This window comes from Acinetobacter sp. 789_lipA, assembly GCF_058242845.1.
In genome coordinates, this window is record NZ_JBZAYS010000001.1 from 3,682,930 (window position 1) to 3,698,689 (window position 15,760).

The 15,760-nt window shown below is 43.0% G+C and carries 14 protein-coding genes; 2 read left to right on the plus strand and 12 right to left on the minus strand.

Features of this window, described 5'->3' with window-relative positions; all coding sequences use genetic code 11:
- Positions 1-7 precede the first annotated feature (7 nt).
- From rimI to AC4CUZ_RS18355, 7 genes are all read right to left on the minus strand, one after another.
- The gene (gene rimI, locus AC4CUZ_RS18325) at positions 8-466 is read right to left on the minus strand and encodes a ribosomal protein S18-alanine N-acetyltransferase (RefSeq protein ID WP_279042840.1); all 459 of its coding nucleotides are present in this window, start codon (positions 464-466) and stop codon (positions 8-10) included.
- Between the two features lie 104 nt (positions 467-570).
- Positions 571-1,452: a metal-dependent hydrolase gene (locus tag AC4CUZ_RS18330; RefSeq protein WP_087014336.1), complete on the minus strand. Its 882-nt coding sequence runs from the start codon at positions 1,450-1,452 to the stop codon at positions 571-573.
- Positions 1,453-1,744: 292 nt separating this feature from the next.
- Positions 1,745-2,935 (minus strand): elongation factor Tu, encoded by a 1,191-nt coding sequence (tuf, locus tag AC4CUZ_RS18335; protein WP_004692776.1) that lies wholly within the window; start codon positions 2,933-2,935, stop codon positions 1,745-1,747.
- A 93-nt stretch (positions 2,936-3,028) separates the two neighbouring features.
- A complete protein-coding gene (gene fusA / locus AC4CUZ_RS18340; protein WP_004694927.1) occupies positions 3,029-5,164 on the minus strand; it encodes an elongation factor G in 2,136 nt (711 codons plus the stop codon).
- A gap of 130 nt (positions 5,165-5,294) precedes the next feature.
- Entirely contained in the window at positions 5,295-5,765 is a 471-nt protein-coding gene (gene rpsG / locus AC4CUZ_RS18345; protein WP_004694929.1) for a 30S ribosomal protein S7, read from the minus strand.
- A 177-nt stretch (positions 5,766-5,942) separates the two neighbouring features.
- A complete protein-coding gene (rpsL, locus tag AC4CUZ_RS18350; RefSeq protein WP_002050319.1) occupies positions 5,943-6,317 on the minus strand; it encodes a 30S ribosomal protein S12 in 375 nt (124 codons plus the stop codon).
- A 154-nt stretch (positions 6,318-6,471) separates the two neighbouring features.
- Positions 6,472-7,929, minus strand: a complete 1,458-nt coding sequence (locus AC4CUZ_RS18355; RefSeq protein ID WP_419381114.1) for an EcsC family protein — start codon at positions 7,927-7,929, stop codon at positions 6,472-6,474.
- A 278-nt stretch (positions 7,930-8,207) separates the two neighbouring features.
- Here AC4CUZ_RS18355 and AC4CUZ_RS18360 point away from each other — a divergent pair, with 278 nt between their 5' ends.
- Both AC4CUZ_RS18360 and AC4CUZ_RS18365 read left to right on the plus strand, forming a co-directional pair.
- Positions 8,208-9,437 carry a beta-ketoacyl synthase N-terminal-like domain-containing protein gene (locus AC4CUZ_RS18360; protein ID WP_004694933.1) on the plus strand — a complete coding sequence of 410 codons (1,230 nt, stop codon included), beginning with the start codon at positions 8,208-8,210 and terminating at the stop codon, positions 9,435-9,437.
- 23 nt (positions 9,438-9,460) lie between these two features.
- Positions 9,461-9,913, plus strand: coding sequence for a CopD family protein (locus AC4CUZ_RS18365; protein ID WP_005011820.1), 453 nt, complete (start codon positions 9,461-9,463; stop codon positions 9,911-9,913).
- 81 nt (positions 9,914-9,994) lie between these two features.
- Here AC4CUZ_RS18365 and AC4CUZ_RS18370 read toward each other — a convergent pair whose 3' ends face one another.
- The 5 genes from AC4CUZ_RS18370 to AC4CUZ_RS18390 all read right to left on the minus strand — a co-directional run bounded on the left by AC4CUZ_RS18370 (position 9,995) and on the right by AC4CUZ_RS18390 (position 15,659).
- Positions 9,995-11,101, minus strand: a complete 1,107-nt coding sequence (locus AC4CUZ_RS18370; RefSeq protein ID WP_279042848.1) for an acyltransferase family protein — start codon at positions 11,099-11,101, stop codon at positions 9,995-9,997.
- 183 nt (positions 11,102-11,284) lie between these two features.
- Complete coding sequence (locus AC4CUZ_RS18375; RefSeq protein WP_176537218.1) at positions 11,285-12,727, minus strand: amino acid permease; 1,443 nt, start codon at positions 12,725-12,727, stop codon at positions 11,285-11,287.
- A 141-nt stretch (positions 12,728-12,868) separates the two neighbouring features.
- Positions 12,869-13,228, minus strand: a complete 360-nt coding sequence (locus AC4CUZ_RS18380; RefSeq protein WP_004694941.1) for a RidA family protein — start codon at positions 13,226-13,228, stop codon at positions 12,869-12,871.
- 37 nt (positions 13,229-13,265) lie between these two features.
- Entirely contained in the window at positions 13,266-14,363 is a 1,098-nt protein-coding gene (gene alr / locus AC4CUZ_RS18385; RefSeq protein ID WP_201950171.1) for an alanine racemase, read from the minus strand.
- Between the two features lie 36 nt (positions 14,364-14,399).
- Positions 14,400-15,659, minus strand: coding sequence for a D-amino acid dehydrogenase (locus AC4CUZ_RS18390; protein ID WP_218645688.1), 1,260 nt, complete (start codon positions 15,657-15,659; stop codon positions 14,400-14,402).
- Positions 15,660-15,760: the final 101 nt, after the last annotated feature.

Genomic DNA, 15,760 nt, shown 5'->3' on the forward strand with positions numbered 1-15,760 from the left:
TGTTCTCTCATTTAAACAACTCGGAAAAGTCATCACTACATGATTTCACCATAATAATGGCATGCTCACGACCACCATCTGGTTTAGGATAATAGTTTTTACGCAAATCAATTTGATGAAAACCGGACTTTTCATACAAGGCAATGGCCGCCTGATTGCTCTCACGGACTTCTAAGAACACTTGTATTGGGTTGTTTTTGAGTTGTGCCAGTGATGCATCTAATAGCTGGTAACCCAACCCTTTGCCTTGCTGGCTTGGATGAATGGCCATCAACAATAAATTGGCCTCATCAAGAACGGGTTGGAGGATACAAAAGCCTACGACCTGCCCTGCCTGTTCAATCACGGTACTGTGATAAGACTGCATGGACTCTTGGAACTGTTTTAGGCTCCAAGGATGGGTTTGAACTAAATTTTCAATCTGCGCAACTTGGCTTAAGTCCGCAGCTTGCATTAAACGAATCATCTTCGTTTATCTTTCTAAAATGTGGAGGTCACAGTATAAAAAATTTGTGCTAAAAACCGAACAAAAAAAAGAGTGATTTACATCGCTCAAAGAGCCAAAACTGCTTAAAAACCTAATTTTAGCTTCCACTTCTCAAGTAAAGCGTCGGTGTCGTGATGATTAGGATGAAAACCTGGTTTAAAGTACATGATCATTTCACGTGCCATCCCTGTAATAATTCCTTTCGATGGACTATATGCATAGGTATAAATATCTTTCAGCGCAGCCCTGTTCAATTGTTTATCTTGCTTTAATAACCGAAACACAAAATACGACTGCACGCAGAATAAAATGGCCATGGCTGCAACCAGTGATCCCGTTCGTAGTAGATAGGATTTGATTCCCTTTCCAAAAACTCCTTCAAATACATCATAAGCCACAGCTTTGTGCTCATTTTCTTCAATAGCATGCCATAACCACATGGTTTTCATGGTTTCATCGCTCATCAGCTCTTGAATGTGGTTATTGACCAACAACTGAGAGGCAATAGTTGCAGTAAAATGTTCCAGCGCGGTGGTTGCTGTTAAATCCACCATCTCTTGTGTAATACCCACAGGCTTGCCTAGAAAAGCAAACACTTTACGTGTGGTTTGAATTGCACGGTCGGTATAGCGGTCAAGTGTTGCAACATCGTGCCCATACTTTTGCGCAGACGCATTAAAACCTTCATGTTCTTGCGTATGCATCGCTTCTTGACCAATAAAGGCTGAAATTTCTTTTTGTAATTCGGCATTATCTTTGATTGAGGGATGCTGTCTAACGGCACGAACACTGTCGATAAAAAACATTTCACCTGCTGGAAAGAGTGCTGACAGTGCGGTCATAAAATGGGTCAGTCCAGCTGAACCATTCATCCAATATTCAGGTACGCTTTCAAACTCAAAGTTCATCCGACGTACAGGGAAACTCGCGCCCGCACGGTTTGTGATTTTTACCTTCGCATTCATATTTTTGCTCCTATGAATATCCTGAAGACATCCACTGCTTATAGTTGTTTTCGTCTTTTTATCTTACGTGATTAGGCTCCGCCCATAAGTGCAGTTAGGGTCAGCAAAATATCAGTTTAGGACAGTTTTCAGGGTGGATTGTTAGACAATTTAGTGTGCGTAAAGTTCTACGCTATTTTTAGGATGAACACTAAAGCATGCCGTATCTTGCCTAAAATAATCACTTTCGCAGTAAAAATGAATAAATAAAAAAAGCGCCCCGAAGGAGCGCTTTTTTTACACAATCAGATGATTATGCAGTTACTTTAGCAACTACACCAGCACCAACTGTACGGCCACCTTCACGGATCGCAAAACGTAGACCTGGGTCCATTGCGATTGGGTGGATTAATTCTACTGACATTTCTACGTTGTCACCAGGCATAACCATTTCAACGCCATCTTGTAATTTGATCGCGCCAGTTACGTCAGTTGTACGGAAGTAGAACTGTGGACGGTAACCGTTAAGGAATGGAGTGTGACGACCACCTTCTTCTTTAGAAAGCACGTATACTTCTGCATCGAATTTAGTGTGCGGCTTGATTGCACCTGGTTTAGCAAGTACTTGACCACGTTGTACGTCTTCACGCTTAGTACCACGTAGAAGAACACCACAGTTCTCGCCCGCACGACCTTCGTCAAGCAATTTACGGAACATTTCTACGCCAGTAACTGTAGTTACTTGAGTATCACGGATACCAACGATTTCAACTGATTCGCCTACTTTCACAATACCAGTTTCTACACGGCCAGTTACTACTGTACCACGACCAGAAATAGAGAATACGTCTTCGATTGGCATTAAGAATGCTTGGTCGATTGCACGTACTGGCTCTGGAATGTAAGTGTCAAGTGCGTCAACAAGCGCAACAACTGCTTCTTCGCCATACTGACCAGCGTCACCGTTAAGTGCAAGAAGAGCTGAACCACGGATAACTGGAGTGTCATCACCTGGGAAGTCATAAGTAGAAAGAAGTTCACGAACTTCCATTTCTACTAATTCAAGAAGTTCTTCATCATCAACAAGGTCACACTTGTTAAGGAATACAAGAATGTAAGGTACACCAACCTGACGAGAAAGAAGGATGTGTTCACGAGTCTGTGGCATTGGACCATCAGTCGCAGCACATACAAGGATCGCGCCGTCCATCTGAGCAGCACCAGTAATCATGTTTTTAACATAATCGGCGTGGCCCGGGCAGTCTACGTGTGCGTAGTGACGAGTTGGAGAATCGTATTCTACGTGTGAAGTATTAATTGTAATACCACGTGCTTTTTCTTCTGGTGCAGAGTCAATTGCAGCGTAGTCTTTCGCTTCGCCACCGAATTTCTTCGCACATACAGTTGCAATTGCAGCTGTTAAAGTTGTTTTACCATGGTCAACGTGACCGATTGTGCCCACGTTAACGTGTGGCTTATTACGTTCAAACTTAGCCTTAGCCATGAGATCTTCCTTTTTAAACTACTCATGCAGGATCACTGCATGAGCACTTGGTTTTTAACTATGAATTAGTTTGGGCTTATAGTAATCGAAAGATTACTCGTCGTCACCTTTTTTACCGCCAGACTGGAATTTAGAAATGATGCCTTCAGCCACGTTACGTGGAGTTTCAGCATATTTAGCAAATTCCATAGAGTATGTTGCACGGCCTTGAGACATAGAACGCATTTGAGTCGCGTAACCAAACATCTCTGCAAGTGGAACTTCAGCTTTAATTGCTTTAGTACCGCCAGGCAAGTCGTCCATACCTTGAACCATACCACGACGACGGTTTAAGTCACCCATGATATCGCCCATGTAGTCTTCTGGAGTTTCTACTTCAACTTTCATGATCGGTTCAAGCAAGATAGGATCTGCTTTCATGAAACCGTCACGGAATGCGTAAGAACCTGCCATTTTGAACGATAATTCGTCCGAATCGACATCGTGGTAAGAACCGTCAAACAATGTAGCTTTGATGCCAACAACTGGGTAACCAGCAAGGACACCATTCTTCATACGCTCTTGGATACCTTTATCCACAGCACCGAAGAATTCTTTAGGAACTACACCACCAACAACTTCTTCAACGAATTCGTAATCTTTTTCTGATTCAGGATCCATTGGCTCTAAACGTACGTATACGTGACCAAATTTACCTTTACCACCAGTTTGACGTACGAATTTACCTTCTTGTTCAACTGTTTTCTTGATCGTTTCACGGTAAGAAACCATTGGTTTACCAATGTTTGCTTCAACACCGAATTCACGCTTCATACGATCAACAATGATGTCAAGGTGAAGTTCACCCATACCAGCAATAATTGTTTGACCTGACTCTTCGTCAGTACGAACGCGGAATGATGGATCTTCCTTAGCCAAACGACCTAAAGCAATTGACATTTTTTCTTGGTCAGCTTTAGTTTTTGGTTCAACAGCCAATGCAATTACTGGCTCTGGGAATTCCATACGCTCAAGTGTGATGACATTTTTCTCATCACAAAGTGTATCACCCGTAGTTACGTCTTTAAGACCTACACACGCAGCGATATCACCCGCACGAATTTCTTCAACGTCTTGACGATCGTTCGCGTGCATTTGCACGATACGGCCGATACGTTCACGTTTAGATTTAACTGGGTTATAAACAGAATCACCTTGTTTAAGAACACCAGAGTAAACACGTACGAAAGTTAAGTTACCTACGAATTTGTCGTTCATGATTTTGAACGCAAGCGCAGAGAACGGAGCTTCGTCAGATGCTTCACGAATCGCTTTAGTTTCAGCCTTATCGTCAAGAACACCTTCAATCGCTTTAACTTCTGTAGGCGACGGTAAGAATTCAATTACTGCGTCCAACATACGTTGAACACCTTTGTTTTTGAACGCTGTACCACAAAGCATTGGTTGAATTTGACAAGCCAAAGTTTGAACACGTAGACCAGCAACGATATCTTCTTTAGATAGTTCGCCTTCTTCTAGGTATTTGTCCATTAGCTCTTCAGAAGCTTCAGCAGCAGCTTCAACCATGTTTACACGCCATTCTTCAGCAGTAGCTTGAAGTTCAGCCGGGATTTCACCGTATTCGAACTGCATACCTTGTGAAGCTTCATCCCAAATGATCGCTTTCATTTCGATCAAGTCGATTACGCCTTGGAAGTTTTCTTCAGCGCCAACAGGGATTACTACAGGTACAGGAGCTGCACCTAAACGTGTCTTCATTTGTTCAACAACACGGAAGAAGTTTGCACCTGTACGGTCCATCTTGTTCACGAATGCTAAACGAGGCACTTGGTATTTGTTCGCTTGACGCCATACAGTTTCAGACTGAGGTTGTACACCACCTACAGCACAGTAAACCATACACGCACCATCAAGAACACGCATAGAACGTTCAACTTCAATTGTGAAGTCAACGTGTCCCGGTGTATCAATTACGTTGATACGGTGTTCAGGGAACTGTTTAGACATACCTGACCAGAATGTAGTCGTAGCAGCAGAAGTAATGGTAATACCACGTTCTTGCTCTTGCTCCATCCAGTCCATTGTTGCTGCACCATCGTGTACTTCACCAATTTTGTGAGATACACCTGTGTAGAACAAAATACGTTCTGTAGTTGTGGTTTTACCCGCATCAATGTGCGCAGAAATACCAATGTTACGATAACGAGAAATTGGGGTTTGACGAGCCATGATTTCTTGCATTCCTAAATTTTGTTGTTTAAAACAGGCGCTTTAAGCTGACGAACAGCTTAAAGCGATTCGATGACAGTTTGGCGTAAGCCAAGCTGTCACCCTCCTGAATAGGGGCTGTTTTAGTCGCTTAGAAGCGGTAGTGAGAGAATGCTTTGTTGGCTTCAGCCATACGATGCACGTCATCACGTTTTTTAACCGCTGCGCCTTTACCTTCAGCTGCATCAAGCAACTCACCAGCAAGACGTAAAGCCATAGTTTTTTCAGAACGCTTAGCAGCAGCATCTACTAACCAACGCATAGCTAGAGCAGTACGACGGGATGGGCGTACTTCCATAGGTACTTGATAAGTAGCACCACCAACACGGCGTGCTTTTACTTCAACCATAGGACGAACTTTTTCAAGAGTAGTCTCGAAAAATTCAACTGGGTCTACTTTGTTTTTTTCTTGAACGCGGTCTAAAGCACCGTAAACGATACTTTCAGCAATAGATTTTTTACCATCTTGCATTACGTGGTTCATGAATTTAGCGATTGTTTGGCTGCTGAACTTAGGATCCGGAAGGATTTCACGAGCAGCAACTACGCGACGTCTTGGCATTTTAAACTACCTATATATATGACACTTCAGGTTAATCCAGCCGTAGCACAAAGTGTCATGTGCTTTCGCTGGCCTTACTACACGTCGCTTGAATTTCACAAAATTAATGCAGAAATCAGACAAGCGAGACGATAAAGGATTGCAGTTCTAGCGAACTAAGAGGTTAATCTCGAAAGATTATTTCTTAGGACGTTTAGTACCGTATTTAGAACGAGACTGGTTACGATCTTTCACACCAGCACAGTCTAAAGAACCACGAACGGTATGGTAACGTACACCTGGTAAGTCTTTAACACGACCACCACGGATAAGAACAACACTGTGCTCTTGTAGGTTGTGGCCTTCACCACCGATGTAGCTAGAAACTTCAAAGCCAGAAGTTAAACGCACACGGCAAACTTTACGCATTGCTGAGTTAGGTTTTTTAGGTGTAGTTGTGTAAACACGTGTACAAACACCACGACGTTGTGGACAAGCCTTCAACGCAGGAACTTTAGATTTTTCAACTAAAGTCGTACGACCCTTACGGATCAACTGATTTGTTGTTGCCATTTGGCAATTCTCCCGTTAATAAAAAACCCAAAAAAAGACGACTTTTTGAGGGCATGCAATTGTAAGCTAAGACGTAAAAATGGTCAACATTTCAAACTACATGTAATGTTGACCAAATCAGGGCTTTTACAAATTTCTATCTATTTTAAAGGGTTTATTTTTTACTTGGCGCATTTCGTCTTTTTGTAACCTTTTTTTCAGTCGGCTCTACAGCGGGTTTTGCTGTGACTTTTGAAGCCATATTGGGTTCATTTTCCGTAAAAGACTCATTATTGTTCTGTGTGGTCTCCTCAACCTCATCCACTGGATATAAATCTGCAAGATCCTCTTCCATTTGTAGGGCTGGTTGCTGCGGTGCAACAGCATCATGGGGTTCAATCATTTGATCTGCGAGTTGTTCCAGCCCTTGTTGAACACGTTCTTCGGTTGCGACAGGCTCTGTAACTTTGTCAGACTTTTTCTGGATTTTAACCTTGGTAATGCTTTGATGACCATTTAACTCCACTTCAGCCCCAAGTTTCAAATCTGAACCATCGGTCTCTGATGTACTGCGCTGTGACAATAGTCTTGGTGAGGCTTTCACCAAAAGCTCAAGTGAGCGTTCATATGCTGTTAAAGCACTAAGGCTGGTATCTTTTTGTTGGATGATATATTGACGGGCTTCTGAAAAAACCAGTTGTGCTTTTTGGTGTACATCATCAACAAGGCGCCAACTATAAGCTGCACTCACCCCTGCACTGGCAATTGGTGTGAGTTTTGCTAACTTATTCAGTAGCGATAGGTTAGCAATCGACTGCCCCCATTTCAGCTGACCATCGGCATTGGTCAACCATTTCTTTAAGGCTTCAATATCATTGCTTGAACCTAAAAGCTGTTGTAACTGAGAGACATCATGGGTTTGCAAGGTATTTGAAATGGCTTTTATCGCCATCAACAAAGTTTGTTTTTCCGCAATCAGCCCAAGATCAATCTGTTTAAAAATAAACTGGACGATGTCTTGATCGGACTCTTTAGTTAAGTCAAAACCATAAGAACGTCCCACTTGGTAGATCATACGTAACGACATCACCAAGGAAGCAGGGACATCTACGGTTGAGCCCACAAAGCCCGTTGCTCCAGTCAGTGCGCCTTGCAAGATAGCAATAATTTTATTTTGTTCGGACAATGCCTGACTAATCCGTTTTGAACGGTCGACATCTTGGGTCAGCATTTCTAAATCACGCACGCCTGCTTCATCTAAAACGGCATCGACCGAGCTCATACTTGAGCTAAATTGATTGAGCTGGCTAAAAAAATAATCTGCGGCTTTATCGGAAAGTTGTGGCGACACAAAATGTGCCACTCGATTTGCGTTGACATAATGACGTCCCAATAAATGACGCGATACTGTCGGCAGATGGTCTCTTAAGACTTGCTGCGGGTGTTCATAACGCTTATTTTTCGATTTTGTTTTTGTACTCGCACTATCACCAGTTGTAGCATTGGTCAGTGCTGAGGCCGTATCTGGGCTCACTTGGTTTAATATGTTTAAACCTGTATGACTGAGCTTTTTAGCCACTCCGAAGGCATTTGAAAAGAAACCACTGCGCTGTTTATTGTTTGAATCCGCCATTCCGTACCCCGTACTTTATAATCTTTCATTTCTAGCTAAATACTAGGTGTAGTACGCATTTATCTCAATAAGAATATGTGTCTTTTAGTAAAGTTGAAATGCCCTGCTCCTGATTTTAAGACAAGTCAAATTGGCATAGGATTTGCCATAAGAATTAAAAATTCTTTCTGCTATTATGATCTGCATTGAAAACATAAGAGTTGCAATTGGCTTAGAAATAAATTGTTGATTCATCTTTAAGCGCAACTCTGCAAAACCACCATATAAGGGATCTTTAAATGAAACGTGTAGTAATCACTGGCATGGGTATCAACTCATGTATCGGTAATACTTTGGAAGAAGTTACTCATGCATTACAAAACGGGATTTCTGGGACACGTTTTAACCCAACCTATGCTGAACTCAATTTTAAAAGCCATATCAGCGCTGCTGCTGAACAAGACTTTGATGGCATCGACCGTAAGCTAAAACGCTTTATGGGTGTTTGTGCCATGTATGCATACAATGCTGCGGTTGCTGCGGTTGAAAATGCAGGCTTAACAGCAGAGCAAATTGGTGGCAATCCACGCTATGGTATCGCGGGTGGTTCAGGTGGTGGTTCAACTGCATCTGTAGTTGAAATGAAAGAATTGTTAGACACCAAAGGCGCACGTAAAGTTGGTCCGTTCTTCGTACCTCGTAATATGTCGAACACAATTACGGCAAACGTTGGCGTTGCTTTTAAAATGCAAGGTGTTGCACACACCATTACCAGCGCATGCGCAACGTCTGCTGATGCAATTGGTTATGCTTATAACCTGATTCAATTGGGCAAGCAAGACCTCATGCTTGCAGGTGGCGGTGAAGAAGATCACTGGTCTCAAAGCTTGTTATTTGATGCGATGGGTGCACTGTGCTCAAAATACAATGACACACCAGAAACAGCGTCTCGTCCTTACTCTGCTGACCGTGACGGTTTCGTGATTGCTGGCGGTGGCGGTTTTGTAGTGCTTGAGTCTTTAGAACATGCGCAAGCACGTGGTGCCAACATTTTGGCTGAAGTTGTGGGCTATGCGGCAAACAGTGATGGTGCAGACATGGTTGCGCCATCGGGTGAAGGTGCGACACGTTGTGTACTGATGGCACTTGAAGAAGCAAAACAACACGGCGTAGACAAAATTGACTATGTGAATACGCATGGTACGTCGACGCCTGCCGGTGACATCACTGAATTAAAAGCAATGGAACGTGCATTTGGCGAAGGTCAAGTTCCTCCACTCAGCTCAACCAAGTCAATGACAGGTCATAGCTTAGGTGCAGCGGGCGTACAAGAAGCAATCTACTCTGTCCTAATGATGCAAAATGATTTTATTGCACCCAACATCAACGTGACTGAACTGGATGAAGGCGCAAAACCATTTGATATCGTGCTTGAAAAACGTGACGCAAAATTGAATACTGTGATGAGTAACAGTTTCGGTTTTGGCGGCGTAAATGCATGTCTCATTTTCAAAAAGTGGGAAGGCTAAGCCGCTCATTTTAGGGTGACTTGATGGATGCTCCTTCTGATGCTTTCTTGTGGGTAAAAGCATTACATATTATTGCCGTGGTGTGTTGGTTCGCTGCATTGTTCTACTTACCACGGCTCTATGTTTACCATGCCATGAGTGATGATGCCGTCAGTCATCAACGTTTTGAGGTCATGGAGCGTAAGTTGTACCGTGGTATTATGTGGCCGTCGATGATTGCAACACTGATCACGGCACATTTCTTGGTCGATTGGGGTGATGCAACGCGCCACTACCATGAAGCCCTTTGGTTCTACCTCAAAGTCGGTTTGGTTGGACTATTGGTGATTTATCACTTTGTTTGCGGTTATTACCGTAAGAAATTGATTGGTCATGCGCATTACAAGTCACACAAGTTCTGGCGCTTCTTTAATGAAATGCCGACCCTCATTTTATTTGCTGTGGTGATTTTAGTCGTGGTTAAACCGACATTTTAAAATCCCACACTTAAAAAGCCCCGATTGATTCGGGGCTTTTTAATGTCTGTACAAAATCAACAGCACAGTTCAAGATCAGTATTACGAGCGTATCCAAGATTGACGAATTTTTAAATTGAGCGGGGTTGAATAATATTTCTCAATCACCCAACTCAAAATAAACACTGCGATAAAATAAACAGGCAACAACATCAACTTTTCAGCCGCTAAAGTTTCTTTTGGGAAATACACCACTTTCATTAAGCCGAGAACAATCAAATGAAACAGATACATTTCATAGCTACGCTGTCCAATCCAGACCAAACTCCGTGCCGTGTATGAGATAGGTTTAACTTTCAGGTCTTGGGTAAAACACAATATGAGTAACGCTGTAAGTAAAGCAAATACGCTGATGCCCCAACTACTCACCTCTTTGATGGGTGCATAAAAATATAAAGCGGTCATTAGAAACGCTGTTACTGCAACAATCATTTTTTGATTGTAAATTACACCTTTAATATGTTGCGCATATATTGCGGTGAGGCAGCCAATGGCAATTCCATCGAAACTAGAAAAATAATGATACAGATAAGCGCCGCTTCCCTCGCCAAAATGGAGGGCACGAAAATACGGTGCATACGCAATGACAACGAGCAGAAAAATAATAAAGCCTTTGCCCCGACCCAGTGCTAAACACAGGACAGGAAACGCTAAATAGAAGACTTCTTCAACCGATAAAGACCACAATACGCCCAAAGCATAGTTCACCCAGCCGTATTCAATAATCAGTAGATTCATCCAGAAGCTCAAAGCTGAAAGGACGGTGACAGCATAGGACACTTCTACGCCATTGGGCGACTGATTGATAAAGGGTTGTAATCCTAAGCTTCCGAGCACACTGACCATCGTGACCAATAACACCAGACACGGCATGATTCGAGCAAGACGACGGATATAAAAATCTTTCAGCTTAATCTGCGCCAAAGATCCACTGCGCTGCAAGGTATGCTGAGTAATCAAAAAACCTGAAATGACAAAAAACATGGTCACACCATAGTTGCCATTTCTTGCAATCAAAGTACTTAAGCTCTCGCCCCCAATTGAGATGCCGAGAAAGGTATCGTGTAATTTATAAGGAATATTGAAATGGTGAATCAGCACCAACAGGATGGACACGCCACGCAGGATGTCTATTTTATAATTACGCATAAATCATTATTAAAATTTTAAAGTGCCTCATTAAAAGTGAAATCACCTGATTTAGACAGCTTTTATATATAAAATCATACAATTATCTAACACTGAATTAGAACCCATTAATTCAGCTCAAGCAAAAAGAAAGCCCTACTTATGCAGGGCTTTCTTTCAAACATCACGAGTACAGAATGAATTTTAGTTATCCAGTTGCTGCCCTAACAGACGTTTTTTCATACGAGGCTTGTACAGCAGTTGATACGTCACGGCTAGAACAATCACCCATAGTGGACTGATCATGAGTGCACGAAGAGTATCCGCCTCTAAACTCAAAATAATCAACGTAAAGAACAAGAAGATTAAGACCACATAAGACATCCAAACACCGCCCGGCATTTTAAAAGTCGATTTTGCATGTAGCTCAGGACGCAATTTACGGTAGCGGATATAGCACACCATAATAATGCTCCAGATACTGATGAACAGAATCACACACAATGAGCTGGCTAATGTAAAGGCTTCAACCGTGTTTGGTACAAAGTACTGCAGCGCAGCACCTGCCATGATAAAAGCACATGAGAAGAATAAGCCTTTTGCTGGCACCGCACGTTTTGACAGACGCGCTAGGCTCTGTGGTGCTTGCCCTTCTCTTGCCAAACCAAACAGCATACGTGATGTAGAGAACACACCACTATTCATTGAAGACATCACTGAAGACAGTACCACCAAGTTCATAATGATGGCTGAAGTTGGGATACCTGCATGTAAAAATAGTGAAACGAACGGGCTTTGATCCGCAGGAATTTGATTCCACGGCGTCACCGACATCACCACAAATAGCGACAAGACATAGAACAAAATGATACGGGTTGGAATCGCATTCACTGCTTTCGGTAAGTTCTTTTCAGGGTCTTTGGTTTCAGCAGCCATGGTTCCAATCAGCTCTACACCGACAAAGGCAAAGAGTGCAATTTGGAAGCCTGCTAAAAAGCCACTGCCACCTTGAGGGAACATCCCGCCATGCGACCAAACATGACTAAAGCTTGCAACTGAACCGCCCGGTGCTTGGAAATGGCTAAACACCATAAAGCCACCAATCACGATCAGCCCTAAAATGGCTAAAATTTTGATTAAAGCAAACCAAAATTCAATTTCACCAAAGAGTTTCACGGTCAGCAAATTTAACCCAAGGACAAACAGCACACAGCCGACACTGATTAAAGCCTGTCCCATAGGAGTAAAGGCCATGTCTGGTGGGAGCCAAAAGCCAAGATAGTTAATAATGGCTGCCAAGTCCGCAATACCGACCAAGACCCAACCGAGCCAATAGGACCAACCGATATAGTAACCCGCACCTGGCCCAATCAGATCATGAGCCATATCGATAAACGACTTATAGTGCAAATTTGACAATAAAATTTCGCCCAATGCACGCATCAGGAAGAAGAACATGGTCCCGATAATCATATAAATGATTAAGATAGAAGGACCAGCAAGAGAGATGGTTTTGCCCGAACCCATGAACAGGCCCGTACCAATCGCGCCACCAATGGCAATCAATTGCAGGTGGCGGTTGGATAATTTCCGTTGTAATTCATGCGATGATGCATTTGCACCGTCAGCTTGTGGGGTAGTCGTCATAATTTAACATCCTGTTAAAGTCCTTTTTTGCGTATAAACCATGTTCATACAGTGCTCGTTATCCTAACGGGCGGCATTTATACGCTCATCAGCACTTCGGTTGAAACCCAAGCGCTGATATACACGGGGAGAGTTTAAAAATTAGTTTTGTGCAGCCGTCACTGCAATTTCGATCAACCAGTTTGGATTAACCAAATCAGCCTGAATCGTGGCACGTGAAGGTGCTACACAACCATTCATCCAGTCAATCCAAATCGCATTGACTGTAGAAAAATCAGAGAGATTTTTGATGTAAAGCTGAGCAGATAACAAACGTGATTTATCTGTATTTGCCAAAGCTAAAAGCTCATCAATTGTTGCTAAAATTTCACGGGTCTGACCTGCGACATCATTGTCGGTATTTTTTGGCACTTGCCCTGACAAATACACCACTTGATTAAACACAGTGACTGCACTCATGACTTCGTTGGTGTTGAATTTTTGAATGTCTGAATGTGACATAGGTCTTTCCTTGTATGAAACTGTATAAAAATAAAATTTAATCTTGGATAAAATTGACACGTGCAGTGACAGCACACATCAGCTCATAGCCAATCGTGCCTGAACCTGCTGCGACTTCATCAATGCTGAGTACAGCACCCTGTTTCGATGTACCCCACAGCACCACTTCACTGCCGACTTGGGCATTTGGAAGGTGAGATAAATCGACCGCCAACATGTCCATGCTGACACGCCCGACCAAGCTGCTGCGTTGTCCATCAACTAAAATAGGCGTACCTGTTGCGGTAATCCGTTGATAACCATCGGCATAACCACAAGCCACAATACCCACACGCATGTCGCTTTCAGCAATGAACTTTGAGCCATAACCGACGCTATCGCCTGCTTTTAATTGCTGAATGGCAATCAACTCGCTGCGCAAACTCATGGCAGGTTGCAAGTCCCAGTCCTGAATCGAATGGCTTGGATAATCTGGAGAACTGCCATAGAGCATGATGCCGCTACGGATCACATCCGACTGCAACTGTTCATGGCGTAAGATGGCTGCACTGTTGCTAACAGAACGTGCACCCGGCAGATCATGGGTAATGGCATCAAATAACTGGCATTGATGCGCAATGCCTTCACGTCCGAAACGCTCACCATCGGCATCCGAAAAATGCATCATATGGGTCAAGCGTTGAACTTGAGGCAAACTGGAAAGCTGCTGCCACACTTGACGGTATTGTTCAGGACGGAAACCTAAACGATTCATGCCGCTGTTCATTTTTAAATAAACATCGAACTGCGCCTCTAAAGGAAAACGCGCTAACCATTCGAGTTGATATTCACTATGAATACTGAAACTTAGGCCCAGCTCATGGCAGTCAAATAGGTCTTGCTCTGAAAAAATACCTTCGAGTAACAGAACCGGACCTATCCAGCCTAAAGCGCGGATGCGTTTCGCCTCTGCCAAATCGAGCAGCGCAAAACCATCGGCAGATTTGAACGCTTGATAGACGCGTTCAATCCCATGACCATAGGCATTGGCTTTGACCACCGCATAGACTTGGCTATTCGGCATTTTCGTGCGAGCAACATTTAAATTATGCTGCAGTGATTGACTATGAATCACTGCAGTAATTGGACGTGGCATTTTCTTCTTCCTTGAATCAATATGACCTAAAACGAATTAGGCTGCTGAAGGATAACGTTGAATCGATAGGCCTTCAGTACTGATGTCTGGTTGATGGTTCATCACCAAGTCACTAATAAGCTTGCCTGAACCACATGCCATGGTCCAACCCAAGGTGCCATGTCCTGTATTCAAGAATAAGTTTTTAAAACGAGTCGCACCAATAATCGGCGTAGAGTCTGGTGTCATTGGACGTAAACCCGTCCAGAAACTTGCTTCAGCTAAATTTCCACCTGGGAATAAGTCTTGAGTCACCATTTCCAAGGTCGCACGGCGGTCTTGGTTTAAACCGTGGTTGAAACCACTCAGTTCAGCCATACCACCCACACGGATACGTTGGTCAAAACGCGTAATGGCAATTTTATAAGTTTCATCAAGAACCGTAGACTGCGGTGCAAATGCAGGATCTATAATTGGAATGGTCAATGAGTAGCCTTTGACAGGGTACACAGGCAAATTCAAATTCAATGGTTTTAAGAAATCACGTGAATAACTACCAAAAGCAAGCACATAACGGTCTGCTGTAAGCACTTGACCATCAACCACCACGCCTTTGATTTCATCCCCTTCAACCACTAATTTTTCAACATTTTGGTTAAATTTAAATTCTACGCCCATGTCTTTCGCAAGATTTGCCAAAGCATTGGTAAATAGGTAACAGTCACCTGTTTCATCATTCGGTAGATGTAAACCACCAACCAGTTTGTCTTTGGCATAGGCTAAAGCTGGCTCGACTTTGGCTAAGTCATCTTTTAATAATAATTCGTAGTCGACGCCACATTCTTTTAATACTTGGATGTCACGTTGTACTGCATCTAGTTGTGCTTCATTACGGAAAACCTGCAAAGTTCCTTTCGCGCGGTTTTCATAGTGAATGCCTGTTTCTTTACGCAGTTCACGTAAGCAGTCACGGCTGTATTCAGCAACACGCGTCATACGTTCTTTGTTAATAGCATAGCTTTGTGGATTGCAGTTTTTCAACATTTGCGCCATCCAGTTCAACTGCCACATGCTACCATCGATGTTAATCGCTAAAGGTGCATGGTGTTGGAACATCCACTTTACGGCTTTAAACGGAATACCGGGTGCAGCCCACGGTGTAGAATAACCTGGAGAGATTTGCCCTGCGTTACCAAAGCTAGTTTCTTCAGCAGGACCAGCTTGACGGTCTAAAACCGTAACGCTTGCGCCTTGTTGTGCAAGGTAATATGCACTTGCAACACCGATGACACCACTACCTAAGACAATTACACGCATGACTGATCCCTTACACACACTAGTTTATTTCACTAGTATATTTTTAGGTTAATAGTTTTTTTCACTGTTTTTAATATTATAATCTAGGTAAATCGCCATTT

Excerpts from the sequence above, each read along its gene's own strand:
- rimI (WP_279042840.1), bottom strand. The coding sequence starts at position 466 with ATGATTCGTTTAATGCAAGCTGCGGACTTAAGCCAAGTTGCGCAGATT.
- AC4CUZ_RS18330 (WP_087014336.1), bottom strand. The coding sequence starts at position 1,452 with ATGAATGCGAAGGTAAAAATCACAAACCGTGCGGGCGCGAGTTTCCCT.
- tuf (WP_004692776.1), bottom strand. The coding sequence starts at position 2,935 with ATGGCTAAGGCTAAGTTTGAACGTAATAAGCCACACGTTAACGTGGGC.
- fusA (WP_004694927.1), bottom strand. The coding sequence starts at position 5,164 with ATGGCTCGTCAAACCCCAATTTCTCGTTATCGTAACATTGGTATTTCT.
- rpsG (WP_004694929.1), bottom strand. The coding sequence starts at position 5,765 with ATGCCAAGACGTCGCGTAGTTGCTGCTCGTGAAATCCTTCCGGATCCT.
- rpsL (WP_002050319.1), bottom strand. The coding sequence starts at position 6,317 with ATGGCAACAACAAATCAGTTGATCCGTAAGGGTCGTACGACTTTAGTT.
- AC4CUZ_RS18355 (WP_419381114.1), bottom strand. The coding sequence starts at position 7,929 with ATGGCGGATTCAAACAATAAACAGCGCAGTGGTTTCTTTTCAAATGCC.
- AC4CUZ_RS18360 (WP_004694933.1), top strand. The coding sequence starts at position 8,208 with ATGAAACGTGTAGTAATCACTGGCATGGGTATCAACTCATGTATCGGT.
- AC4CUZ_RS18365 (WP_005011820.1), top strand. The coding sequence starts at position 9,461 with ATGGATGCTCCTTCTGATGCTTTCTTGTGGGTAAAAGCATTACATATT.
- AC4CUZ_RS18370 (WP_279042848.1), bottom strand. The coding sequence starts at position 11,101 with ATGCGTAATTATAAAATAGACATCCTGCGTGGCGTGTCCATCCTGTTG.
- AC4CUZ_RS18375 (WP_176537218.1), bottom strand. The coding sequence starts at position 12,727 with ATGACGACTACCCCACAAGCTGACGGTGCAAATGCATCATCGCATGAA.
- AC4CUZ_RS18380 (WP_004694941.1), bottom strand. The coding sequence starts at position 13,228 with ATGTCACATTCAGACATTCAAAAATTCAACACCAACGAAGTCATGAGT.
- alr (WP_201950171.1), bottom strand. The coding sequence starts at position 14,363 with ATGCCACGTCCAATTACTGCAGTGATTCATAGTCAATCACTGCAGCAT.
- AC4CUZ_RS18390 (WP_218645688.1), bottom strand. The coding sequence starts at position 15,659 with ATGCGTGTAATTGTCTTAGGTAGTGGTGTCATCGGTGTTGCAAGTGCA.